The organism is Nonomuraea sp. NPDC049624 (assembly GCF_040675255.1).
In the GTDB taxonomy this organism is placed as follows: domain Bacteria; phylum Actinomycetota; class Actinomycetes; order Streptosporangiales; family Streptosporangiaceae; genus Nonomuraea.
Genome location: NZ_JBFAOR010000002.1, coordinates 1,030,321 through 1,052,718, shown reverse-complemented (window position 1 = coordinate 1,052,718; position 22,398 = coordinate 1,030,321). Strand labels below are relative to the sequence as shown.

General features: G+C 72.9%; 20 protein-coding genes. 7 read left to right on the top strand and 13 right to left on the bottom strand.

From position 1 onward, the window contains the following. Nucleotides 1-27: 27 nt before the first annotated feature. From AB0J76_RS11135 to AB0J76_RS11095, 9 genes are all read right to left on the bottom strand, one after another. Entirely contained in the window at nucleotides 28-702 is a 675-nt protein-coding gene (locus AB0J76_RS11135) for a polysaccharide deacetylase family protein (RefSeq protein WP_352318744.1), read from the bottom strand. A gap of 84 nt (nucleotides 703-786) precedes the next feature. Then, the gene (locus tag AB0J76_RS11130; RefSeq protein ID WP_352318746.1) at nucleotides 787-1,485 is read right to left on the bottom strand and encodes a class I SAM-dependent methyltransferase; all 699 of its coding nucleotides are present in this window, start codon (nucleotides 1,483-1,485) and stop codon (nucleotides 787-789) included. Next, the gene (locus tag AB0J76_RS11125; RefSeq protein WP_352318748.1) at nucleotides 1,472-2,722 is read right to left on the bottom strand and encodes a glycosyltransferase; all 1,251 of its coding nucleotides are present in this window, start codon (nucleotides 2,720-2,722) and stop codon (nucleotides 1,472-1,474) included. Before AB0J76_RS11125 ends, AB0J76_RS11130 begins: the two co-directional genes overlap by 14 nt. Nucleotides 2,723-2,827: 105 nt before the next feature. Then, nucleotides 2,828-5,002 carry a hypothetical protein gene (locus AB0J76_RS11120; protein WP_352318750.1) on the bottom strand — a complete coding sequence of 725 codons (2,175 nt, stop codon included), beginning with the start codon at nucleotides 5,000-5,002 and terminating at the stop codon, nucleotides 2,828-2,830. A 198-nt stretch (nucleotides 5,003-5,200) separates the two neighbouring features. Next, complete coding sequence (locus AB0J76_RS11115) at nucleotides 5,201-6,469, bottom strand: acyl-CoA reductase (protein WP_352318751.1); 1,269 nt, start codon at nucleotides 6,467-6,469, stop codon at nucleotides 5,201-5,203. Next, complete coding sequence (locus tag AB0J76_RS11110) at nucleotides 6,469-7,497, bottom strand: acyl-protein synthetase (RefSeq protein WP_352318753.1); 1,029 nt, start codon at nucleotides 7,495-7,497, stop codon at nucleotides 6,469-6,471. The genes AB0J76_RS11115 and AB0J76_RS11110 overlap by 1 nt, the downstream gene beginning before the upstream one ends. Further along, nucleotides 7,494-8,807, bottom strand: coding sequence for an AMP-binding protein (locus tag AB0J76_RS11105; RefSeq protein ID WP_352318754.1), 1,314 nt, complete (start codon nucleotides 8,805-8,807; stop codon nucleotides 7,494-7,496). The genes AB0J76_RS11110 and AB0J76_RS11105 overlap by 4 nt, the downstream gene beginning before the upstream one ends. Continuing rightward, nucleotides 8,807-9,565, bottom strand: a complete 759-nt coding sequence (locus AB0J76_RS11100) for an SDR family oxidoreductase (protein ID WP_352318756.1) — start codon at nucleotides 9,563-9,565, stop codon at nucleotides 8,807-8,809. Before AB0J76_RS11100 ends, AB0J76_RS11105 begins: the two co-directional genes overlap by 1 nt. Next, nucleotides 9,540-9,788, bottom strand: coding sequence for an acyl carrier protein (locus AB0J76_RS11095; RefSeq protein WP_352318758.1), 249 nt, complete (start codon nucleotides 9,786-9,788; stop codon nucleotides 9,540-9,542). Before AB0J76_RS11095 ends, AB0J76_RS11100 begins: the two co-directional genes overlap by 26 nt. A gap of 162 nt (nucleotides 9,789-9,950) precedes the next feature. On the opposite strand from AB0J76_RS11095, the gene AB0J76_RS11090 reads away from it, so the two are divergent. Genes AB0J76_RS11090 through AB0J76_RS11080 form a run of 3 tightly spaced genes read left to right on the top strand, consistent with a single transcriptional unit; the run spans nucleotide 9,951 to nucleotide 14,430 of the window. Beyond that, nucleotides 9,951-10,886, top strand: a complete 936-nt coding sequence (locus tag AB0J76_RS11090; RefSeq protein ID WP_352318760.1) for a hypothetical protein — start codon at nucleotides 9,951-9,953, stop codon at nucleotides 10,884-10,886. Beyond that, nucleotides 10,883-12,520, top strand: coding sequence for a hypothetical protein (locus AB0J76_RS11085; RefSeq protein WP_352318761.1), 1,638 nt, complete (start codon nucleotides 10,883-10,885; stop codon nucleotides 12,518-12,520). The genes AB0J76_RS11090 and AB0J76_RS11085 overlap by 4 nt, the downstream gene beginning before the upstream one ends. Before the next feature lie 29 nt (nucleotides 12,521-12,549). Beyond that, complete coding sequence (locus tag AB0J76_RS11080; RefSeq protein ID WP_352318763.1) at nucleotides 12,550-14,430, top strand: glycosyltransferase family 2 protein; 1,881 nt, start codon at nucleotides 12,550-12,552, stop codon at nucleotides 14,428-14,430. A gap of 9 nt (nucleotides 14,431-14,439) precedes the next feature. Here AB0J76_RS11080 and AB0J76_RS11075 read toward each other — a convergent pair whose 3' ends face one another. Together AB0J76_RS11075 and pseB are read right to left on the bottom strand one after the other, a co-directional pair. Further along, nucleotides 14,440-15,567 (bottom strand): aminotransferase class V-fold PLP-dependent enzyme, encoded by a 1,128-nt coding sequence (locus AB0J76_RS11075; RefSeq protein ID WP_352318765.1) that lies wholly within the window; start codon nucleotides 15,565-15,567, stop codon nucleotides 14,440-14,442. Continuing rightward, nucleotides 15,567-16,544, bottom strand: a complete 978-nt coding sequence (pseB, locus tag AB0J76_RS11070) for a UDP-N-acetylglucosamine 4,6-dehydratase (inverting) (RefSeq protein WP_352318767.1) — start codon at nucleotides 16,542-16,544, stop codon at nucleotides 15,567-15,569. Before pseB ends, AB0J76_RS11075 begins: the two co-directional genes overlap by 1 nt. 78 nt (nucleotides 16,545-16,622) lie before the next feature. On the opposite strand from pseB, the gene AB0J76_RS11065 reads away from it, so the two are divergent. Further along, entirely contained in the window at nucleotides 16,623-17,378 is a 756-nt protein-coding gene (locus AB0J76_RS11065; protein WP_364389310.1) for a glycosyltransferase family protein, read from the top strand. Then, a complete protein-coding gene (locus AB0J76_RS11060) occupies nucleotides 17,375-18,349 on the top strand; it encodes a hypothetical protein (protein WP_352318770.1) in 975 nt (324 codons plus the stop codon). Before AB0J76_RS11065 ends, AB0J76_RS11060 begins: the two co-directional genes overlap by 4 nt. Here the strand turns inward: AB0J76_RS11060 and pseI are convergent. Together pseI and AB0J76_RS11050 are read right to left on the bottom strand one after the other, a co-directional pair. After that, nucleotides 18,342-19,385: a pseudaminic acid synthase gene (pseI, locus tag AB0J76_RS11055; RefSeq protein ID WP_352318772.1), complete on the bottom strand. Its 1,044-nt coding sequence runs from the start codon at nucleotides 19,383-19,385 to the stop codon at nucleotides 18,342-18,344. The two genes, AB0J76_RS11060 and pseI, sit on opposite strands and share 8 nt — an antisense overlap. Beyond that, nucleotides 19,382-19,891 (bottom strand): GNAT family N-acetyltransferase, encoded by a 510-nt coding sequence (locus tag AB0J76_RS11050; RefSeq protein WP_364389307.1) that lies wholly within the window; start codon nucleotides 19,889-19,891, stop codon nucleotides 19,382-19,384. The genes pseI and AB0J76_RS11050 overlap by 4 nt, the downstream gene beginning before the upstream one ends. A gap of 139 nt (nucleotides 19,892-20,030) precedes the next feature. Here AB0J76_RS11050 and AB0J76_RS11045 point away from each other — a divergent pair, with 139 nt between their 5' ends. Next, nucleotides 20,031-21,488: a glycosyltransferase gene (locus tag AB0J76_RS11045; protein WP_352318776.1), complete on the top strand. Its 1,458-nt coding sequence runs from the start codon at nucleotides 20,031-20,033 to the stop codon at nucleotides 21,486-21,488. A gap of 48 nt (nucleotides 21,489-21,536) precedes the next feature. After that, nucleotides 21,537-22,394 (top strand): CDP-alcohol phosphatidyltransferase family protein, encoded by an 858-nt coding sequence (locus AB0J76_RS11040; protein ID WP_352318778.1) that lies wholly within the window; start codon nucleotides 21,537-21,539, stop codon nucleotides 22,392-22,394. Nucleotides 22,395-22,398 lie beyond the last annotated feature (4 nt).

Below are 22,398 nucleotides of genomic sequence, written 5' to 3'. Positions count from 1 at the left end.
GTTCCGGCACTCAGGAGGGGGACGTGCTCAGAAGTAGCTCACTCCGGAGTCGGGCCCCTTGCCGCGTAGCAGCGTGGGGACGGTGACGAGGGTGTAGCCCTGCTTCTTGAGCTCCTTGAGGATCTCGGGCATCGCCTTGACGGTCTGCGGGACCGTGTCGTGCATGAGGATGACGCCGTCGCGCTTGGCCAGCTTGAGCACGGTCGCCTTGATCTTCCTGGCGTCGCGCAGCTTCCAGTCGAGAGTGGTGCCCGTCCACAGGATCTCGGCGAGGTCCTGCTGGTCGGCCATGCGCAGCACGCGTTCGTCGGTGTGCCCGTAGGGCGGGCGGTACATCGTCGGCCGGCGGCCCGTGGCGTCCTGGATGAGGGCCTGGGTGGTGCGCAGCTCTTCGATGATGGCGTTGTCGGCCAGCGTCGGCAGCGAGGGGTGGGAGTAGGTGTGGTCGCCGATCGCGTGCCCCTCCGCGGCCTGCTGCCGGGCCAGCGCCGGGCGGCGCTCGACCTGCTTGCCGACGAGGAAGAAGGTGGCCTTGGCCCCCTCCTTCTTGAGTGTCTTGAGCAGCGTCGCCGTGTGCTCGCTCGGGCCGTCGTCGAAGGTCAGCGCCAGGCACTTGAGCCGGGCACAGTCGATCTTCGGGGCGGCGGCCGCGGGCGTGGCGGTCAGGGCCAGGGTGGCCGCGAGGAGGGCGTGAATCACCACACGCGACAGCCTAGAACCATCCGGGCCCGCCCGCGCACCGGACATCGACTTGAGATCTGACCCCGGCCTGTGGTCCGGAACCCGTCACCTGCCCAGTCTGGCCCGCAGGAACAGCGTCACGCCCTTCAACGACCTGACCGGCAGGTAGCGCTCGGCGCGCACCACCATCGACAGGCCCGCGTTCACCACCGCGGGCGTCCGCTGCAGGTCGCTGCCCCTCGACCGCCGCCGGTGCCGGGCCACCAGCGGACGCAGCAGCACGTTCCAGCTCCACAGCCGGTCCACCTTCAGCCCGGCCTTCTCCACCACGACGGTCAGCGTGTCCCGGCCGTAGCGGCGTACGTGGCCCACGGCGTCGTCGTGCGCCGACCACAGCGCCATGTCGCACGGGACGGCGATCAGCGCGTGCCCGCCGGGCGCCAGCACCCGGGCGATCTCCTCGGTGACCAGGTGGTCCTCGTGGATGTGTTCGAGCACGTCGAACGCGGTCACCAGGTCCATGCTCGACGACTCGAACGGCAGCGCCCGCGCGTCGGCGTGCACGGCCTTGAGCCCGCGTTCCCTGGCCACCTCGACCGCCGTCTCGCAGTAGTCCGTCGCGGTGGCGTCCCAGCCCGCCTCGACCAGCACCCGGGTGTTCCCGCCGCCGGCCGCGCCGACGTCCAGCGCCCGCCCGGGACGGCCCAGCTCGCGCAGCTCCCTGCGCAGGATCGCCCGGCGCTCCCGGTACCACCAGTGGGTGTCCTCGAGTTCGAGCAGCCGGCGGATCTCAGTGGTTTCCATGTGGTTGGTTCCTTGTGCGGGAGAAGACCCAGCGGTCCAGAGCGGTGAAGCGGATCAGGGTGAGCAGTCCGTACGTGGCGACCACCGCGCTCATCTCCATCAGCCGCCCGGCCCCCGGGGACACGCTGCGCAGGCCGAGCACGGCGGAGGTGGTCAGGAGGTAGTTCGCCAGGAAGAGCAGCGCCGCCCGGAGGTGCATCGCGGTACGCCGTCCGCCCAGCCGGTTGAACGTCCAGCGCCGGTTCGCCTCGGTGTTGACGAACCCGGTGAGCACCAGCGCGCCCAGGTTGGCCGGCGCGGGCGCCCAGACGCCGCGCAACGGCAGGTAGATGAGCGCGTACAGCAGGACGGAGAACACGCCGATCGCGGCGAACGAGGCGAACTTCGCCAGCGTCACCGCCCTCGGCCGGGCGACCACCGCGTCGGGATGCGTGGGCGTGAGCTCCGCACGCGCCACCTCGACGTCGGCCCGGCCCGTCGACATCGACCAGGCGACCCTGGCCAGGCCCTTCAGGTCGTCGATCGCCGTCCTGACCACGCGGACGCGCGAGTCGGTGTCCTCGATCCAGTCGACCGGCACCTCGTGCACGCGCAGGCCGTTGTGCTCGGCCAGCAGCAGCAGCTCGGTGTCGAAGAACCAGGCGTCGTCCTCGATCTTGTCCATGAGCGGCCGGACCACGTCCGTCCTGGCCGCCTTGAAGCCGCACTGGGCGTCGCTGAACCTGACCCCGAAGCCGTACCTGAGCAGCGCGTTGTAGCTGCGCGAGACCACCTCGCGGCGGATCGAGCGCAGGGTGCGGGCGCTGTGCGCGAGCCGGGTGCCGATGGCGATCTCGGAATGCCCGCTCGCCACCGCGGCGACCAGCGGGAACAGCGCGCCGAGGTCGGTGGACAGATCGACGTCCATGTACGCGACGATGTCGGCCGGGCTCTCCCGCCAGGCCGCCTTGAGCGCGGCTCCGCGGCCCCGGATGTCGAGCCGGCGGGCGTGCACCCGGTCGTGCTCGGCGGCCAGCCGGGTGGCGATGGGCCAGGTGTCGTCGGTGCTGCCGTTGTCCACGACCGTGATGCGCCACGGCAGCGGGAACCTGTCCTCCAGGAACCCGGTCAGCGTGCGCACGCAGCCCGGCAGCGCCCGCTCCTCGTTGAGCACCGGGATGACGATGTCGACGGTCGCCAGGCCGGCCGAGGTGTCCAGGACGTTGGGGCTCGGGTCCATGGCGGCGCGCGTGTCCATAGAATTCCTGATCGCTTGCGGCGGTAGGTTCACGGAAATGGTGCTGGGGGCGTCCAGCGGGGCGCGTGCCGTTTCTTGTCACCATTCCATGAACGGGCACAAGCTTTACCCGGTCGTGAGCTCGTACACGGAGACGTCGGCGTTGCGAAAGCGCAGTTCGGCGTATTTCTCCAACGCCGGATCATTACTGGTGAACAGCCATTTGACGCCGTATTTCCACCGGAGCCTGCCGACGTTCGCCGCCGACGGCTCGCGGAAGGCCGCGTCGTTGTCCGCCAGCCTGGCCTGGTCGGCGAACGGCACCTGGAGGTAGGGGGTCACGAACATCTCGGCGCGCGACAGCGTGCTCTCGGCGTACGCCCAGCCCTCGATCAGCACCCGGCGCTCGGTGAACCCCGAGACCCAGAAGTGCCTGCTGTCGCACGTACGGCGGGGCGCCGGGTTGCGGCAGTGGAGGTCGGTGGCCACCACGTCGCCGGGCGAGGAATGATCGCGCAGCCACCGTCCGGCCTCCAGCGCCCCGGCCGGGATCAGCCGCTCGCGCTCCCACGGCTCGGGCGCGACGTGCACGACCACCTCCCGCAGCGAGGCCGGCGCCGCGTACCCCGCCAGCAGCGCCACCACCGCCAGCGAGAACCCCCTGCGCCGGAACGCCAGCACCACCACGGCCACCCCCGCGAGCACCAGGTACGGCACCAGCACCCGCACCAGCGCCGCGCCCGGCGGCACCAGCCGCGAGGCCGCGACGGCCACGCCCGCCCCCGCCTCGGCCAGGCCCGCGACCACCGCCCACGGCACCCGCCGCCGCTCCACGGCCGCCGCCACCCCGCACACCGCGGCCACCGACAGGTACGGCCGCACCCCCTCCAGGAAGTAGAGCTGCGCGTCGGACGGATGGCCGAGCACCATGATCGCGCCGATGCCCGCCAGCCCGACGCCGACCGGCAGCAGCACCGCCGGGTCCAGCAGCCGGGCCTTCAGCGCCGCCACGCCGCCCCACACGCACGACAGGCAGAACAGGTGCACACCGGCGAACACCAGCACCGGCCCCCACGGCTCGGCGGCCAGCGCGGGCGGCTGCACGTCCGCCACCACCCCCCACAACGTGCGCATCGTGGCGAACGGCGCCACCACCGTGCCCTGCGCCCCCCGCCCGAACACCACGAACTGCGCGATCAGCAGGCAGCCGAACGTGATCGCCGCCGGCACCGCCCACTCCCGCGGCAGCCGCCGCTCCACCGGCAACCGCACGACCAGCACGAACACCAGCCCGGCCAGCAGCAACGGCAGGAACGTCGCCTTCGCCCCCGTCAGCGCCAGCAGCAGCACGGCCACCGCCGCCCACCCTCTCGGCCGCATGGCGGTGAGCACCAGCATCACGGGCGCGAACAACAACGCGCCGAACGTCTGCGTCGGGCTGGCCCACGCGGTGAACATCGACCGCGAGGTGAACACCACGCCCTCCTGCAACACCGGGGCGAACAGGAAGTACGTGACGCCGACCGCCGCCACCCCCGCCCCCCACCGCCCGCCGAGCCGCCGCCCGAGCACCGCCACCAGCACGACCATCGCGAACGTCATCGGCAACGTGGACAGCCGGTAGACCAGCGTCACCGGCTCGATCCCGGTGACCCAGCTCGTGGCCGCCATCTCGGCGTAGACGAACCAGTGGTAGGACAGCCGCTCGCCCAGCACCGACGGCACCGTGGGCGGCACGTGGTTCCTGACCTCGCCGAGCAGGGCCAGGTGGTAGGGCATGTCGACGTACGCGTCGGTGATCGGCACGCGGTAGAGCGAGCGGGCGCAGAAGGCCAGCAGGTAACCGGCGACCCCCGCCAGCGACCAGGCGCACCACCAGGGCATCCGTTCGGGATCGGCCCGGCCCCGCCAGTGACGCCGCAACCGCGGCACCGCGAGGAACGCCGCGACGGCGGCGACCGGCCAGCCCAGGACGAGCAGCGGCAGGCCGGCCGCGCGGGCGGGGATGTAGACCAGGACCTCGACCGCGTACCCGAGGGCCAGCCCGGCGGCCACGTCCTCGGCGAACGACCGGCCGCCGCCGGTGAGGGCCCGCCAGAGCAACGTCCCGGGCAGCGCCACCCCGAGCACGACGTACGCGCCGAAGGCCGCCAGATCGACTGCCGGAACGCCGCACCAGAGCAACACCCAGGCCGCCGCGCCCAGCACCGTCCCGGCCGGCAGCCACCCGCCGAGCAGCCGCCGCACCCATTCCGATGCCCGTGGCCCCTTGACCGCGGGCTCCGCCACCACAGCCGTCATCCCGAAGCCACCCCCTCACGCCCCCGAGCCCCGACCAGGGACGGCGGGCCCTCTCCGGCCCGCACGACCACGAAGGAGAGCGCCAGGGGGGCGGGTGCCTCTCGTCCCGGATCATCGCCCGGCGGCGCGATGGCCCGCGGAGGAACGGTCGTCATCGGTGCTGCGGCCCCGTGCGCGGCCGGTTCGTCCAATGAGGGCTCATCTGACCACGGTCACCAGCCGCGTGAACTCGCCCGGCAGGTCGACGCCGTCCCACACCCGGTGGAAGCTCAGCGCGCTGCCCACCGGCACCATGCGATCGACCCCGCGCCCGGCGAGCTCCCGGGCCAGCTCCTCCAGCTCGCCCAGCGAGAAGCCGAAGTGGGTCAGCGTCTGGTCCTTGCGCTCGACCAGCGGGATCAGCTCCGCCAGGGTACGCACCCGCGCGTGCGCGAACGTGCCAGCGCCCAGCCACCGCCGCGGCATCGCGGCCGCCGCCGCCAGCGTCACGTTGGCCAGCGCGTTGCCCCGGAACTCGATCAGATCGACCAGCCCGTCGGCGGCCAGCCCGTAGACCGAGACCCGCTTCTCCACCGCCATCGCCGCGTCGACGTCCCAGCCGCGCCCGGCCAGCACCCGCGACACCTGCTCGGTGAAGTCGGCCCGCGCCGCCTCGCAGGCGTCGTCGGCCCCCACCCAGAACACGGTGCGGGGCGAGGAGCAGGCGGCCTGGTCGAACCAGTAGCTGTCGTTGACGAACCCCTCGGCCGCCGCCACCCTGGCCGCGCGCGGCGCGCACAGCCAGGCCGCCGCGTTCACCACCGCGAACGACGAGCGGTCGGGGAAGGTCAGGTCGCGGGCGTGCGGCGCGAGCGGATGGCGGCGCACCTCGCGTACGGTGTCGTCGCCGCCCCAGATCACCCGCAGGTCGCAGGCCGCCGACAGGGCGGCGGTGACCGCCTCGGCCCGCCGGTCGTAGGAGACGATGCGCTGCGTGGCCGTCACCACCGGATCGGCGTCGGCCAGCGCCTCCCGGAGCGTGTCGAGGACGACCTCGGCGACCGCCCCCGCGCGCGGCGACAGGCGGACGACGTTGCGGTTGCCCATCAGGGCCGACAGGGCCCAGGAGTAGACGAAGACGGTGTCGACGTTCGCCGGCGGGAGGTGGAAGACCAGGCCGCGCGGCACGCGTACGTGCGGGGTGCGCAGCTCTTCGAGGGTGCGGGCCAGCTCGCTGGGCCGCAGGAAGAACCCCAGCGAGCCCAGCTCGGGATGGCGGCGGGCCAGCGCGGGCCGCAGCAGCCGCTTGCCGAACGCCGCCAGGAACCCGCGCACCCGCTCGTCGCCCACCTCAAGGGGCGCGCCCTGCCGCACCTGCGCGACCAGCTCCTCCACGGGGACGGGCGAGCCGCCGGGAGGAAAGCGCACCTCGACCCCGCCCGCGTCGCCCACTCGCGGGATCCGGGTGGTGATCGATCGATCGCTCATCAGCCGCCCTGCCCGAACGTGTCGCTGCAGCCGCGCGCCTCGGCCCGCGGCAACCTGCCCAGCACGGTGAACCGCTTGCCCGGCCAGTGGCCGTCGTCGACGCCGTGCACCACGCCGAGGTCTTCGGTCAGCAGCGCGTGGCCGGGATAGGAGGTGGGCAGGGTGCTGACCACCTCGATCAGCCCCGGCTCGCCGGGCGGGGCCTCCCGCCAGGTGCCGGGGTCGCGGATGACGACGTCGGCGAAGTCGGGGCAGTAGAGCCCGTCGCCGTCGGGGCCCTCCAGGAAGACCGTGCCGATCTGCTCGACCATGCCGTAGAAGTTGTGGACCCTGGTCAGCCCGCACTCGGCCGCCAGCCGCCGGCGGAAGGCGTCGTTGTCGACGGCCTGCTCGGCCAGCCGCTTCCAGCCGCCCGAGTGGATCAGCACGCCCCGGGACAGGTCGGCCCCGAGGCCGAGCAGGTGGAGCCAGACCATGAAGGTGAACCCGAAGACCAGGAACGGCTCGCCGCCGTGGCGGGCCAGGAACGCCTCGACGGCCGCCTTGTCGACCTCGCCCTGCTCGTCGAGGACGAAGGTGTGGTCTCTGCCGAAGTTCATCATCCCGAGCACCCCGGCCCCCCGGGCGCTCAGGGCCGGGCCGCGGACGACCGAGCGGCCGTCGACGATCAGCATGGGCAGCCGCCGCTCGCCCAGCACCGCCCGCAGGGTCGCGGCCAGCATGCGCGGCTGCGCGGCGGCCGCCTCCCGGTCGAGGTAGACCCGGCTCGGCCGCTGCCCGGTGGTGCCGCTGGAGGTCAGGACCCGGAACACCGCCTCGGCCGGGACGCTGCGCAGCTCGTGGGTCTTGAACAGCCGCACCGGCAGCCATGGCAGGTCGGCCACCCGCTCGTAGGGCGGGCGGGCGCCGATCGCGTCGAGGATCCGCCGGTAGGGCGGGCACGCCCGCCGGTGCCGCTCGGTCAGCGCCGCCAGCTCCCCGGCCAGCACCTCCTCCCGGGCGGCCGCGTCGAGCGTGAACACGCTCACCGCCCGGCCTCCGACTCCAGCGCCCGGTAGTCGATCTTGCCGGTGGGCAGCAGCGGCAGCCGTTCGACGGCGCGCACGTCGAAGCCGCTCCAGTGGAGCCGCAGCTCGGCGCCCAGCCGGCGGGCCAGGTTGCGGCACCCGGCCGCGTCGAGCCCTTCGGCCCACACCGTGACCCGGTCGTCGCCGCTGGTCGCCGCGACCGGCACGGTGTCGCGCAGCAGCTGCTCGACGTCGTCGAGGCTGACCCGTACGCCGAAGATCTTGGCGATGCGCCGGAGCCGGCCGGTGACGTAGAGGAAGCCCTCGTCGTCGAGCCGGCCGAGGTCGCCGGTGCGCAGCACCCCGCCCAGGTCGTCGGGCCTGGCCAGGTCGGCGGCGGTCTCGGCGTAGCCCATCATCACGTTGGGCCCGTGGTAGACGACCTCGCCGCCGTCGATCGTCAGCCGCCCGCCGGGGACGGCCTGCCCGGCCGAGCCCGGCTTGTCGGCGAGCCGGTCGGGCGGCAGGACGGCGATGCGGGCCGTGGCCTCCGTCTGCCCGTACATGACGAAGAAGCGGTCGGCCTGGGCGGCGAACAGCGACACCAGCTCGGGGCTGAGCCGGCCGCCGGCCTGGGTGAGCGTGCGGATCGTGGGATGCTCGGCCCGGTCGAAGCGCAGCCTGCGCAGCATCTCGTACTGGTAGGGGACGGCCGCGAGCGAGGTGCACTTGTGCTCGTCGAGGTGGGTCCAGAAGGACCGTTCGAGCAGCCCCGCCTCGGTCAGGACGACCGTCGCCCCCGCGTGCAGGTGGCTGTTGAGCACCGACAGGCCGTAGCTGTAGTGCAGCGGCAGGCTGGTGGGCGCGATCTCGCCGGGCATGATCGACAGCGCCGAGGCGATGGCGGCGGCGTTGGCCGCGACCGCCTCGCGGGACAGCCGCACCAGCTTGGGGTTGCCCGTCGAGCCCGAGGTGGCCAGGAGCACGGCCAGGTCGGGATGCGGGTCGGGGGCCTGGCCGCGGGGGCCCGGCGGCCCGTCGGGCGCGTGGGTGAACCCCACCAGCGCCGCGGGCCGGAACCGGCTCACCAGGTCGGCCAGGGCCGCGGCCGACAGGTCGGGGTCGAGCAGCGCGATCGGCCTGCCGGTCTGCCAGGCGGCGAGGTAGCGCAGCACGGACGCCAGGTTGTTGCGCATGCCGCAGAACAGCGGCCCCGGCCGCAGCCGGGACAGGGCCTCGGCCACGCGGGCGACGCGCCGGGCCAGCTCGTCGCCGGCCAGCCCCTCCTGGTCGCCGGCGACGACGAGCCCGGCCTGCCGGGATGGGAACATCACGGCACCAGCCCGCCGTCGACCCCGAGCACCTGGCCGGTGATGTACGACGCGCCGGGCGAGAGCAGGAACGCCACCGCCTGGGCGACGTCGTCGGGCCGGCCGATGCGCCGCAGCGGGGTCGCCGAGATCGCCGCCTCGCGGTCGTCGGGCCGCAGCGTCTTCAGCATGTCGGTCTCGACGTAGCCGGGGGCCACGGCGTTGACCCTGATGCCCGCCGGGCCCATCTCCCTGGCGGCGGCCACGGCGAGGCCGATGACGGACGCCTTGGTCGCGGAGTAGGCCGCCTGGTTGGCGCCGCCCGCGCGGCCCATGAGCGAGGAGACCAGCACGACGGCGGGGTCCTGCCCGCGCAGCAGCAGCCGGAAGGCCAGCTGGAGCGTGTGGGCCGGGGCCAGGGCGTTGGTGCGGTAGAGCTCGTCGAGGGTCTCGGCGCGGGTCATGGCCAGCGGGCCGGAGGCGTAGACGCCGGCGTTGACCACCAGGGCGTCGAGCCGCTCGTGGCGCTGGCCGATCTCGCGCATGTGGCGGGCGACCGTGGCCCGGTCGGCGACGTCGCCGTGGACGGACCACGTGCGGCCGCCGGTCGCCGCGGCCACCTCGGAGGCGGCCTTCTCGGCCAGCTCGGCGTCGCGGCCGTGCAGGACGACGGTGTGGCCGGCGGCGGCCAGGGTGGTGGCGACGGCCCGGCCGATGCCCCTCGTCGACCCCGTGACCAGGGCGACGCGGGCCTCAGAGCGCGCCTGCGCCGATTCCATGCTTCTCCAGCAGCTCGCCCGCCTTGGCGAACGAGCTCATGTCGATCATGTCGTCGGTGTCGATCATGATGGAGAACTCGTCCTCCATCGCCGCGATCAACGCCATGTGGGCCAGGGAGTCCCACTGGGGGATGCCGCGGTATTCGAGACCGTCGACGTGTGCGTCGGCCGGCAGGTTGAGCGCCGTGCGGAAGACGGCCCGCAGGCGGTCGAGATGACTCATGATGTCTCACTCTCTGTCCTCAAGCCACGACGCAGTGTAGCGGGGATCGCGGCGGCAGGAGAAACCAAACCCCCGACGTGAGTAATGGAAACGTATAACGGCGCGTGGCCGTCGTTCGGGGCTGGGAATGTCCCAAGGGGCGCGCCAACCGCTACAGGGGGAATGATGGACGAATCCAATCACTGGTACGGGCACTCGCGCATTCTGGGCAGGTACTGCGAGCTGCCGGACGAGACGCCGAAGCGAATCCAGGGCTTCCTTCAACACGGATGGAACTATCTCCACGGATTTCCCCCGAACGACCATTGGTGTAGTCCCGGGTATCCCCGTTTCATCTGGTCTGACGTGCTTCGTCGCCGGGGCTGGTCGATGGGCAGGCGCGGCCACTACCTCATCGGCGCGCCCTGGGTCTACCTGCTTCACCTGGAGCCTGAGCTCGGCGTGGTCTCCGAACGCAAGGGTACGATCTGGTATCCCTTTCATGGCTGGGAGAAGTCGTCCGTGACCGGGGACCATGCCCTTCTCGCCGACGAAATCCGAAATGTCGAGACCGAACCGGTAACCGTCTGTCTTTACTGGCTGGAATATGCAAATCCGGACATTCGGCAGGCGTACGAATCGAGGGGATTCAAGGTCATCTGTCACGGCGAGCGCGGTTCCCGGTGGGAGAGCAAGGGGCGCGACTTCCTGCGCCGGCAGCTGATCCAGTTGCGGCGCCACCGCAGGGTGGCCTCCAACCGGCTCGGCAGCGCGCTGTTCTACGGCGCCTCCGTCGGCTGCGAGGTCGCCGTCTACGGAGACCCGATGCAGTACGAGGACGAGCGCCCCGAGTACGGCGGCACGGCGCGCCGCATGCGGCTCTGGCCCGAGCTGCACGGCACGCACGTCGATCCCGAGCTGGCCGCCGAGGTGGCGCGGCAGGAGCTGGGATTCGAATATCAGGCGACACCGGAGGAGCTACGGCGAATGTTCGGATGGAAGCGGGTGCCCGGGGGAACGCCGGCAGGAGGAGGCGCGGCGGGAGCCGGACGTCCCGGGCCCTGGGTGAGGGCGACCGCCGCCGGGCGGCCGGGCACGCTCCACGGGGTGACGTCATGAGCGAGCGCGTGAGCGAGGCGCCCGCGAACGTGCGCCTGATCGGCGGCGAGATGCTGCTGTGGTCCGACCTGTCCAACGTGGCCGGCGTCACCGACTGGCGCGGCGCGGCCCTGGAGCTGGTCGGCCGCATGATCCCGGCGACCGGCCGGGTGCTGCTGGTCGGGCCGCACCCGCAGGCGCTGGTCGACGACGTGGTGGACCGGGCCGGCGAGACGGCCGTGCTGCTGCGCTCCTACCCCGACGCCTGCGCCCTCGGCGAACGGCACCCGCGGCTCGCCGTCCACTGCGGGCGGCTCGACCTGTTCGACGCCGACGAGCCGTACGAGCTGGTGCTGGCGCTCGACGGGCTGCTGCGCACGCACTCGGCCGAGGCGCCGGCGGCGGCGTGGATCGATTCGCTGCACGCGCTGTCGGCCCTCGTCGCGCCCGGCGGCCGGCTGGTGCTGGGCGTGCGCAACGACCTGGGCGTCGACCGGTTCATCGAGGCCAGGCCCGCCGACCGGGAGGGCGGCGACGACCAGTGGGCCCCGCACGGCTTCGACCCGAGCCATCCGAGCGGGCCCGGCGCGCTCGACGGCGCCCTTGAGGGGGCGGGGCTGAGCGTCGAGCGCTGCTACGCGGCCTATCCGGGGCGGCAGGCCCCCCGGGCGTTGCTGGCGCGCGAGGCGCTCGCCTTCGACCTGCCGGAGGCGATCACGTTCCCGCTGAGCGCCAAGGGCGGCGACCGCCTGCTGGTGGCCGACCCGCTGCGGCTGACCCGGCTGGTGTTCCGCCACCGGCTGGGGGAGGAGCTGGCCCCGCTGTGGCTCGCCGTCGCCACCCGGCCGCCGTCGCCCCCGCACACGCCGGGCGCGGAAGGGGCGGAGGGCGCGGTCGAGCTGCCGCTCGGCCTGATCGAGGAGGGGGCCGTCGTCCATGAGCTGACCAGGGGCGGCATGCGGCGGTTGCCCGACGGCGCCGAGCGTCCGGTCCCGGCCGGCCGGGTGGTCGAGGAGATCCTGGTCGAGGCGTGCGCGCGTGAGGACACCAGGGCCGTGCGCGAGCTGCTGTCGGCGCTGGCCGACTGGCTGGAGGCCGACGGCGGCCCCTGCGTGACCGCCGACGGCCTGGTCCACGACGGCGAGCGGTTCGCCGCCATCGTCCAGACCGCCGCGCCGGCCGTGCCGCCCGAGCCGCGCGTGGTGCTGTGCCGGGTCCTGTGGCGGTTCGCCGTACGGCTGCTCGCGGCCGGCCACCACCATCCGTGGCCGTGGCCGCTGGAGGCCGACCAGCTCACGCTGACCCTCTGCGGCATGGCCGGGCGTCCCTGCGACCAGGGCGACCTCGACCTGGCCCGCAAGTTCGACGCCGAGCTGGGCCACCCGGCCGAGCACGCCGACCCGCCCGCCTACCGTGACCTGCTCGGCGCCCGCGACCGCCTGGCCGACCAGCTCACCGCCGCCCTGGCCAGGATCTCCCGGCTGGAGACCAAGCTCTCCTACCGCGAGCGCGAGCTGGTGCGGGCCAGGTCCAAGCTGCGCAGGACCCAGCGCAAGACCGCCGCCTACCGGCGCACGCTCGGGTACCGCCTCTCCCGCCGTCTGGCCCGTCCGCGCAAGGTCGCCCGCCGGGTCTTCCGACTGCTGTCCGGCTGACGAGCCGACGACAACGCTGAGGAGTGCATGTGCCGGTTCTTTCGGTGATCGTCCCGTTCCACAACGTCGAGAAGTACATCGGCCCCTGCCTGGACTCCATCTCCGGCCAGACGATGTCCGACCTGGAGGTCATCTGCGTCGACGACGGCAGCCGCGACGACGGTTGCGCCGAGGTCGAGTCCAGGCAGGCGGCCGATCCCCGGATCCGTCTCATCAGGCAGCCCAACCAGGGCGTCGGAAAGGCCCGCAACGTCGGCCTGACCCAGGCCACCGGCCGCTACCTGGCCTTCGTCGACGGCGACGACACCGTGCCGCGGGAGGCGTTCAAGCGGCTGGTGTCCTCGCTGGAGTCCACGGGCTCCGACCTGGCCTGCGGCAACGTCATGCGGCTCTACCGCAACCTGCTCATCCCCTCCTGGGCCCATCGGGAGGCGTTCGCGACGCCGATGAGGCGTACCCACATCACCCGCCACCCGCTGCTGATCCGCGACCGCATGTTGTGGAACAAGGTCTACCGCCGGTCCTTCTGGGACCGGCTGGGCCTGAGCTTCCCCGAGCGCATGTACGAGGACCAGCCCGTCGCCATGGCCGCTCACGTGGGCGCCCGCTCGGTGGACGTGCTGTCCAAGGTCGTCTACCACTGGCGGCAGCGCGACGAGCCTGGCTCCTCGATCACCCAGCGCCGCCTGGAGCCGGGCAACCTGCGCGACCGCATGTTGTCGGTGCTGCAGACCGCCGACCTGCTGGCCCGCGACGCGCCGGGGCTCAAGCCCGACTTCGACCGCGACACGCTGGACATCGACATGACGGTGGCGGTCGAGGCGGCCGCCACCACGGGGATGCGGCCCGAGCTGCTCGACCTGATGGTCCGCTACCTCGACGGCGTGTCCCGCGAGTCGTGGCTGAGCGTCCCGTTCGAGCACCGGATCCAGGTGCACCTGCTGCACCGGCGGCGGCTGCAGGAGCTGGCCGGGGTGCACGAGCAGGCCCGCGAGGGCCGGCTGCAACCCCGCGTCAGACCGGCGGGCCTGCTGCGCAGGCGCTGGTACGGCCGCCACCCGGCGATCCCGGCGCAGCTGTCGGAGGTCTCCGAGGAGCTGGCCCTGACCGCCCGCCTGGTGTCGCTGGAGTGGCGCGACGGCGTGCTGACCGGCGCGGGCCGGGCCGCGCTGGGCCGCTTCGACGCCGGCGCGCTGCGCCGGGTGCGCCTGCGCGCCTGTCTGGCCGAGCGCGCGACCGGCGAGATCATCCGCCTGTCGGACGAGCAGAGCGCCCCCGTCTGGGAGACCGTCGAGCTGGAGGAGGGCGTCGAGGCGCCCGAGCACGCCTTCCCGTTCGCCTTCGCGGTCGATCCCGCGGTGTTCACGCCCGCCCAGCTCGCCCGGCGCGGCCACTGGGACCTGCGCGTGCAGCTCAGGGGCCACGGGCTGAGGCTCGACGCCAGGGTGGCCGGGCCGCGCTGGCTGCCGCCGCAGGTTCCCGCGCCGCGCCGCAGGTCAGGCGTGTGGCTGGTGCCGGCGCGCGGCTCCAAGGGCGGGTGGGGGCTGCGGCTGCGCAACGCCCAGGCGCTCATCGGCGAGTGCCGCGTGGACGACGGCGACCTGGTGTTCTCCGGCCGGATCGACGACCTCGGCGACGGCGAGCCGGTGGTGCGACTGCGGCGCAAGAGCGACGGCGAGGAGATGTACTTCCCTGTCGCGCTGACCGGCCAGGACTTCTCGGCGCGGGTGCCGCTGGCCGGCATCGACGAGAGCGTCGGCCGCGAGTCGTGGTGGGAGGTGGTCATCGACCAGGGCCGGCCCATCCGCCCGCTGGTGCGGCGGGCCGAGCGCCAGGTCGCCACCGTGGACGACCGGCGCTTCCTCATCGACCGCAGTGAGGACGGCTGCCTGCTGCTGGCCGAACGCTGAGCGCCGGGCTCACCGGCCGAGGATCGAGGTGAGGGTCTCGACGACGAGGTCCTGCTCGCCGTCGGTCAGGTCGGCGAACAGCGGCAGCGACAGCTGCTCGGCGTAGTACGCCTCCGCGCGCGGGCACAGCCCACGCCGGTAGCCGAGGTCCTCGAACACCGGGTGCCAGTACGCCGGGATGTAGTTGACCTGCACGCCGATGCCCGCGGCGCGCATGCGCTCGTAGACCTCCCGGCGGCGGCCGTCGCGCACCCGGACCGGGTAGAGGTGCCAGCTCGGCGTGACGTAGGCCCGCCGGCCGGGCAGCGTGAGGCCGGGCACGTCGCGCAGCAGCGTGTCGTACCGGGCGACCAGCTCGGCGCGGCGGGCGCGGAACCGTTCGAGGCGGCGCAGCTGGCTGACGCCCAGCGCGCAGAGCACGTCGGGCAGCCGGTAGTTGAGGCCGAACTCGTGCACCTCCTGGTGCCAGCCGCCGTGGCCGGGGTCGCGCTGCTCGGCCGGGTCGCGGACCAGGCCGTGGTTGCGGAAGCGGGCGGCCCGCTCGAAGCGGCCGGGGTCGGCCACCGCCACCGCGCCGCCCTCGGCGGTCGTGACGGTCTTGGTCGGGAAGAACGAGAACGTCGTCAGGTCGGCCACCGAGCCCACCGGCCGGTCCTTGTACGACGCGCCGATCGAGTGGGCCGCGTCGGCCACCAGCACCGCGCCGGCCCGCTCGGCGACCGTGCGCAGCTCGTCGTAGTCGGCGGGATGGCCGGCGTAGTCGACGCCGGTGACGGCCTTCGTGCGGTGGGTGACCAGCGCGGCGACCGAGTCGGGGTCGATGTTGCCGGTGTCGGGCTGGACGTCGGCGAAGGCCACCCGCGCGCCGCGCAGCACGGCCGTGGCCGCCGTGGCGACGAACGTGAGCGGGGAGGTGATCACCTCGTCGCCCTGGCCGACGCCGGCCGCCACGTAGGCGACGTGCAGCGCGGCCGTGCCGGACGTGACCGACACGCAGGGCACGCCGCCGGTCCAGCGGGCCAGCTCGTCCTCGAACAGCCGGACCGCGGGGCCCGTGGTCAGCCAGTCGCCGCGCAGCACCTCAGCCACCGCCTCGATGTCGGACTCGATGATGGACTGCCGTCCGTAGGGCAGCATCAGCCGGCCACCATGTCACGCAGGTCGCGCACGGACAACCACCGGTCGTTGGTGTCGGAACGGTAGGAGAAGCCCTCGGGCAGCAGCTCGCCGGTCTGCGGCGCCTGGTAGCCCCAGGTCGCGATCGTGGGCTGGACGACGTAGCGGTCGGCCAGGCGGAGGGTGCGGCGGCCGTCGTCGGGGCCGATCATCTCCTCGTGCAGCTTCTCGCCCGGCCTGATGCCGATCTCGTAGACCGGGCTGTCGGGGGCCAGCGCCTCGGCCAGGTCGGTGATGCGCATGCTGGGGATGCGCGGCACGTAGAGCTCGCCGCCCTGCATGAGGTCGAAGGAGTCGACCACGAACCGCACGGCCTGGTCGAGGGTGATCCAGAACCGGGTCATGCGCTTGTCGGTGATCGGCAGGCTGCCGCCCTGCTCGGCCAGCCGCAGGAAGAACGGCACCACCGAGCCCCTGCTGCCCACGACGTTGCCGTAGCGGACGACGGCGAAGCGGGTCTCGTGGGCGGCGGCGTAGTGGTTGGCCGAGACGAACAGCTTGTCGGCGACCAGCTTGGTGGCGCCGTAGAGGTTGATCGGGCTGGACGCCTTGTCGGTGGACAGGGCGACGACCTTGCGCACGCCGCAGTCGATGGCCGCCTCGACCACGTTCTGGGACCCGGCGACGTTGGTGCGGACGTACTCGAACGGGTTGTACTCGGCGGTGTCGACCTGCTTGAGCGCGGCGGCGTGGACGACGTGGTCGACGCCGTGCATGGCGCGGGTGAGCCGGTCGCGGTCGCGCACGTCGCCGATGAACCAGCGCAGCCGGTCGTCGTCGGGGAAGAGCTGCTTGAGCTCGTACTGCTTGAGCTCGTCGCGGGAGAAGACCACCAGGCGGCGCACCCCGAGCGAGTCGAGCGCGTGGCGGATGAACGCCTTCCCGAACGAGCCCGTGCCTCCGGTGATCAGAATGGACGATCCACTGAGAATGCTCACGCGGCCCCCTGAAAATCGCGCTGACGAACTGTGGTCGTTAGAGCTGGCCGGTAGCATAGCGCGATCGATCAACCACGTATGGTCACACGGGGGAATGTGGTTTTGATGCGTATTGTCGGAATCATCCAGGCTCGGATGGGCTCCACTCGGCTGCCCGGGAAGGTGCTGCGCGACCTCGGGGGGCGGTCCGTCCTGGGCTGGGTCGTGCGCGCCGCGCGCGAGTCGCGGGCGCTCGACGACCTCGTGGTGGCCACGACGACGCAGGCCGCCGACGACGCGGTGGCGGCCGAGTGCGACCGGCTCGGCGTGGCCTGCCATCGCGGGCCCGTCGACGACGTGCTCACCCGGTTCGTGCAGGCGCTGGCCGGCCGGGAGGCGGAGGCGGTGATGCGGTTCACGGCCGACTGCCCGCTGCTCGACCCCGTCGTGATCAGGGAGGCGGCGCTGGTCTTCCGCGCGGTCCCGGGCCTCGACTATCTCAGCACGAGCCTGGCCAGGACGCTGCCGCGCGGGCTCGACGTGGAGATCGTCGGCCGGGCGGCCCTGGAGCGCGCCGACGCCGAGGCCACCGGATTCCACCGCACCCACGTGACCTCCTACGTCTACGCGCACCCGGGCGAGTCGCGGCTGCTCGGCCTCGCCCACCAGCCCGCCGCCGACGACCTGCGGGTCACCCTCGACACCGACGACGACTGGCGGCTCATCGCCCGCGTGGTCGAGGAGCTGGGCGACGCCTGCGTCCCGGTGCGCACGCTGGTGAGCTGGCTGCGGGCCCGGCCCGAGGTCTGCCAGCTCAACGCCCACGTGCGCCAGAAGGAGCTGCAGGACGCATGAGCGGGCGGGTGGGCGTGCGCTGCGACGCCGCGGCGGGGAGCGGGGCCGGACATCTGGTGCGGTGCGTGGCGCTGGCCGAGGAGCTGTGCGGGCGGGGCGTCGAGGTGGTCTTCCTCGGCGCGGTCTCCGGTTCGGAATGGGCCATGGACCAGCTCAGGAGCCGCGGCCTGCCGCTGGTGGCCGCCCCCGGGCGGCCCGACCGGCTCGCCGCGCTGGCGTGCGAGCTGCGGCTCGACGCCGTCGTGCTGGACAGCTACGAGCTGGCCGAGGGCACCGGCGGGGCGCTGCGGGGGGCGGGCTTCCCGGTGCTGGCGATCGTCGACGGCGACCCGCTGGGCCAGGAGGCCGACCTCTACCTCGACCAGAACCTCGGCGCCGAGGACCGGCCCTTCCCGCTGCCGCGCGACTCCTGGCGGCTGGCCGGCACCCGGTACGCGCTGCTGCGCGACAGCGTCCGGGGGCGGCGCAGGGTGCGGCAGCCGGGGCCGGTGCCGCGGGTGCTCTGCTTCTTCGGCGGCACCGACAGCGCTGGCGTGGCCCCCGCCTGGGCGGAGGCCCTGGCCTGCACGGGCGTGCCGTTCCAGGCGACGCTGGTCAGCCCGGAGCCGTTCGAGGCGGGCGAGGGCATCACCGTCATCCCGCCCACCGACCGCCTGCCCGAGCTGATGGCGGCCGCCGACCTCGTGATCACCGCCGCGGGGTCGGCCATCTGGGAGCTGCTGCACCTCGGCGTGCCCACGGCGCTGAGCTGGGTGGCCGACAACCAGCTCGTCGGCTACCGGGCGCTGGTCGGCCGGGGGGTGGCCGCCGGGCTGGGCCGGGCGGCCGACGCCGAGGCCGTCGGCGTGCTCGCCCGGCTGCTCGCCGACCCCGCGCTGCGGGAGGAGCACGGCAGGCGGGGCGGCGGGCTGGTCGACGGCAAGGGCAGGGAACGCGTCGCCGACGCCTTCCTCGACCTGTGGATCAGATGAGGTCCCAGGTCAGCGGCGTGCCGAGGGGCGCGTCGCGGGTGAAGCGGCGGCCGGTCACCTCGTCGAGGGCGTCGGGGGGCAGGCCGCCGGCGGGGCGGATCGACCGCACGTTCTCCCTGGTCACCGCCTCGCCCGCGCGTACGTCGCGCACCACGTAGAGCGAGCGGCGAAAGCGCAGGCCCTCGCGCTCGGACTCGCGCGGCCCCAGCACCGGCCGGCCCAGCGACTGCCACGCGCGCTCGCTCTCCTCCACCAGCGCCGCCAGCTCGGGCGGCTCCAGCGAGAAGGCCGCGTCGACGCCGCCGTCGGCCCGCGACAACGTCACGTGCTTCTCGATCAGGCACGCGCCCAGCGCGACCGCCGCCAGCGCGGCCCCGATGCCGGGGGTGTGGTCGGAGACGCCGACCTCGGCGCCGGTGAGCGCGGCCAGCAGCGGCAACGAGCGCAGGTTGCTCTCGGCGGGGGAGGCGGGGTAGGAGGCGGTGCAGGAGAGCACGGCGAGCTGCGTGCAGCCCGCCGCGCGGGCCGCCGTCACCGCCGCCTCGATCTCGCCCGCCGTGGCCATGCCGGTGGAGATGATCAGCGGCTTGCCGGTGGAGGCGGCCAGCCTGATCAGCGGCAGGTCGACGATCTCCGACGACGCGATCTTGTACGCCGGCGTGTCGAGCTTCTCCAGCAGCTCCACGGCCGTGGGGTCGAAGGGGGCGGAGAAGGCCAGGAGGCCGTGCTCGCGGGCCCGCTCGAAGATCGGCTCGTGCCACTCCCAGGGGGTGTGGGCGCGTTCGAACAGGCGGTAGAGGTTCTCGCCGCCCCACAGCTCGTGCCCGTCGCCCACGCGGAAGGCGGGGCCGTCGGCGTCCACGGTGATCGTGTCGGGCCGGTAGGTCTGCAGCTTCAGCGCGTGCGCCCCGCCGGCCGCCGCCGCGTCGACGATGGCCAGGGCCCGTTCCAGGCTGCCGTTGTGGTTGCCGGACATCTCGGCGATCACGAACGGCGGCCGGTCGGCCCCGATCGCCCGCCCTGCGATGGACATCATCCTCGTTCCTCCTTGGTCAGCTGGACGGCGACGACCTCGCGCGGCACCCCGTCGACCGGCATCCGGTAGGTCGCGACCTCGGCGAACCCGAAGCGCCTGTGCAGCCGCCGTACCGGCTCGTTGTCGGCCAGCACCTCGCCGCGCAGGGTCGTCAGGCCGAGCGGGCCGAACGCGTGGTCGATGGCGGCCCGCTCCAGGCCCACCCACGCCCTCAGCACCGCGCCGGACCGTTCGAGGCCGTCGAGGTCGAGGTAGAAGCCCCAGTAGGCGCTGTCGCCGCCGAGCTCCGAGTACGTCACCACCCCGGCGCGGGCCCCGGCGTGGTCGTAGATCAGCACCTGCCTGGTCGCGTCCGCGCGGACGGCGGCCCACCAGCGGGCGTGCTCGTCCTCGGAGATCTCGTGGCCGGTGAAGCTGGCGGCGCGCACTCTCGGATGGTTGCGCCAGTGGCGCATAACGGGCAGATCATCGTCCCGGACGCGTCTCAGCACCGCTCCCCCTACCATTCGTGCTCGACTCATTGCACAACGTAGCGGATTCGATGCCGGGTAAAGAGCTCATCAGGGACGGGCATCGAACGCGGAACAGGCGAGGCGGCCACGGCATGCTGCCCTCGACCGCCTTCCACGAAAGCCAAGGAGCGTCATGATCCCCCTGCTCAGTGTCGTCGTACCGGTCCACAACGTGGAGCCGTACCTGACGGAGTGCCTGAAGTCGCTGGCCGCCCAGACCATGGAGGACTTCGAGGTCATCATGGTCGACGACGGCTCGATCGACGGCAGCCGGCGGCTGGCCGACGACTTCGTGGCCCGAGATCCCCGCTTCACCCTGGTCGAACAGCAGAACATGGGCCCGGGGCCGGCCCGCAACGAGGGCGTCAGGCGGGCCAGGGGCACCTACCTGGCCTTCGCCGACAGCGACGACGTCGTGCCGCCGCACGCGTACGAGGTGCTGATCGCCAAGCTCGGCGAGACCGGCTCCGACCTGGCGTGCGGCGCGGTCAGGCGCATGGTGGACGGCGTGCTGGAGGAGTCGATCCTGCACGAGCGCGTCTTCCGGCGGCCGGTGTTGTGCACCCACATCACCGACAAGAAGGTGCTGGTCAGGGACCGTACGGTGTGGAACAAGGTCTACCGCGCCGACTTCTGGCGGCGGCACGGCCTGCGCTTCCCCGCCGGCATCTACGAGGACGTGCCGGTCGCCATGCAGGCCCACGTCCTGGCCACCAGCGTCGACATGGTGGACGACGTCGTCTACCACTGGCGCCGGCGTGAGGAGGGGGAGACCTCGATCACGCAACGCCGTTCGCAGCTGCCCAACCTGCACGAGCGCCTGGCCGCCATCCGCGCGGTGCGCGCCTTCCTGGACGACGGCGCGCCGGAGCTGCTGCCCGAGTTCGACGCCCTAGTGCTGGAGAAGGACATCGTCTTCCTGTTCCAGGCGCTGGAGTCGGCGCGGGAGGCGGGCGAGGACCTGGTGCCGCTGCTGGGGCTGGCCGACGCCTGGCTGGACGAGCTGAGCCCGCGCGCGCTGGCCGGCGCGCCCTCGCTGCGCCGCCTGGAGCTGCACCTGGTCAGGCGCGGCATGATCGACGAGCTGCGCGCGGTCCGCGACTTCCGCCGCAGCCGCGTGGACGGCACCCGGGTGCGCCCCCGCGGCTTCCGCACCGTCAACTGGTACGGCGACTACCCCTACTTCCGGCGGCGACGGCGGCTCGGCATCCCCGACGACGTCTACGACGCCCGCGACGAGCTCAGGCTGATCGCCAGGGTGGACGACTGCTCCTGGACGGGCGCCGCGTACCGCCTGCGCGGCGAGGTGGCCATCCACCGGGTCGAGCGCAAGGTGGGCAAGGTCAACATGTGGCTGAGCGACGGCCGCCGCCGGGTGCCCCTGGAGGTCCGGCGCACCGGACGGTACGGCGTGGTGGCCGACATCGACCCCAGGGCGCTCGAAGGCGGCGGCCCGACCTGGCGGCTCCTGGTCAAGGCCGAGACCCGCGGGCTCGTGCTCAAGGGCTCGTTCAGGGATGGAGACGCGCACGGTGCGTGGCGGTTTTCCCTGCAGGGTTGGTCAAGAAGCGGCATGGACATCCCCCAGTAGTTCCAGACAGTAATCGTCAGACGGCGTTCCGTAGCCATGCTGGGATCCATGAGGACCTATTCGCTGGATGACGTCTACGAGACACGCAAGCGGAGAGACTCCTGGTGGACCGTGTATTTCGTGGATCCGGTCGCCTGCCGGGTCGCCCTTCCCGTCGCCAACCGCACCCGGATCACGCCCAACGGGCTCACGGTGTTCTCGCTGGTCCTCGGCATGGTGTCAGCGGCCTGCTTCGCGCTGGACCAGCTCGTCGCCGGCGCCCTGATGTTCTACCTGAGCTTCACCATCGACTGCGTGGACGGCAAGATAGCCCGGCTCAAGGGCACGGGGACGCCCTTCGGCCTCTGGCTGGACTACGTGGGGGACCGGGTCAGGGTCGTCCTGTGTGCCGGGGGACTGGCGTACGGGCAGTACGTCCTGACGGACGATGTCCGCTACGTGCTGCTCGGCGCGGCGGTGGCCGTGCTCGACCTGTTCAGGTACGTCAACGCTCCGCAGATGAAGCGGGTGCGCGAGGCGGTCAGGGAGGAGCGGGGCGAGCCGGAGCTGCCCGGCGAGGACACCGTCCCGCTGGAGTGCGCGCCCGCGGACCTCGACCTGCACCTGCTCGTGGACCGCGGTCCGCGCCCCGGCGGTCGCAGGCGGCGGCTGCCTTCCTTCTTCAGGCGCCTCAACAGGTTCCTGGCCAGGCACCGGGTGCGTTCGCACCTGATCAGCGGCATCGAGTTCCATGCCGCGGTCTTCGTGGTGGCGCCGCTCGCGGGGGCGTGGGCGCTGATCCCGCTCGCCATGGCCGCCGGTCTCCTGCTCCTCGCCAACGAGATCTTCCTTGTCTACCGGATGTGGCTCTTCACGCGCAGGCACAGCGTGCCCTCCCAGGAGAGCCGAGAGCACGTTCTCGTCTAAGTTT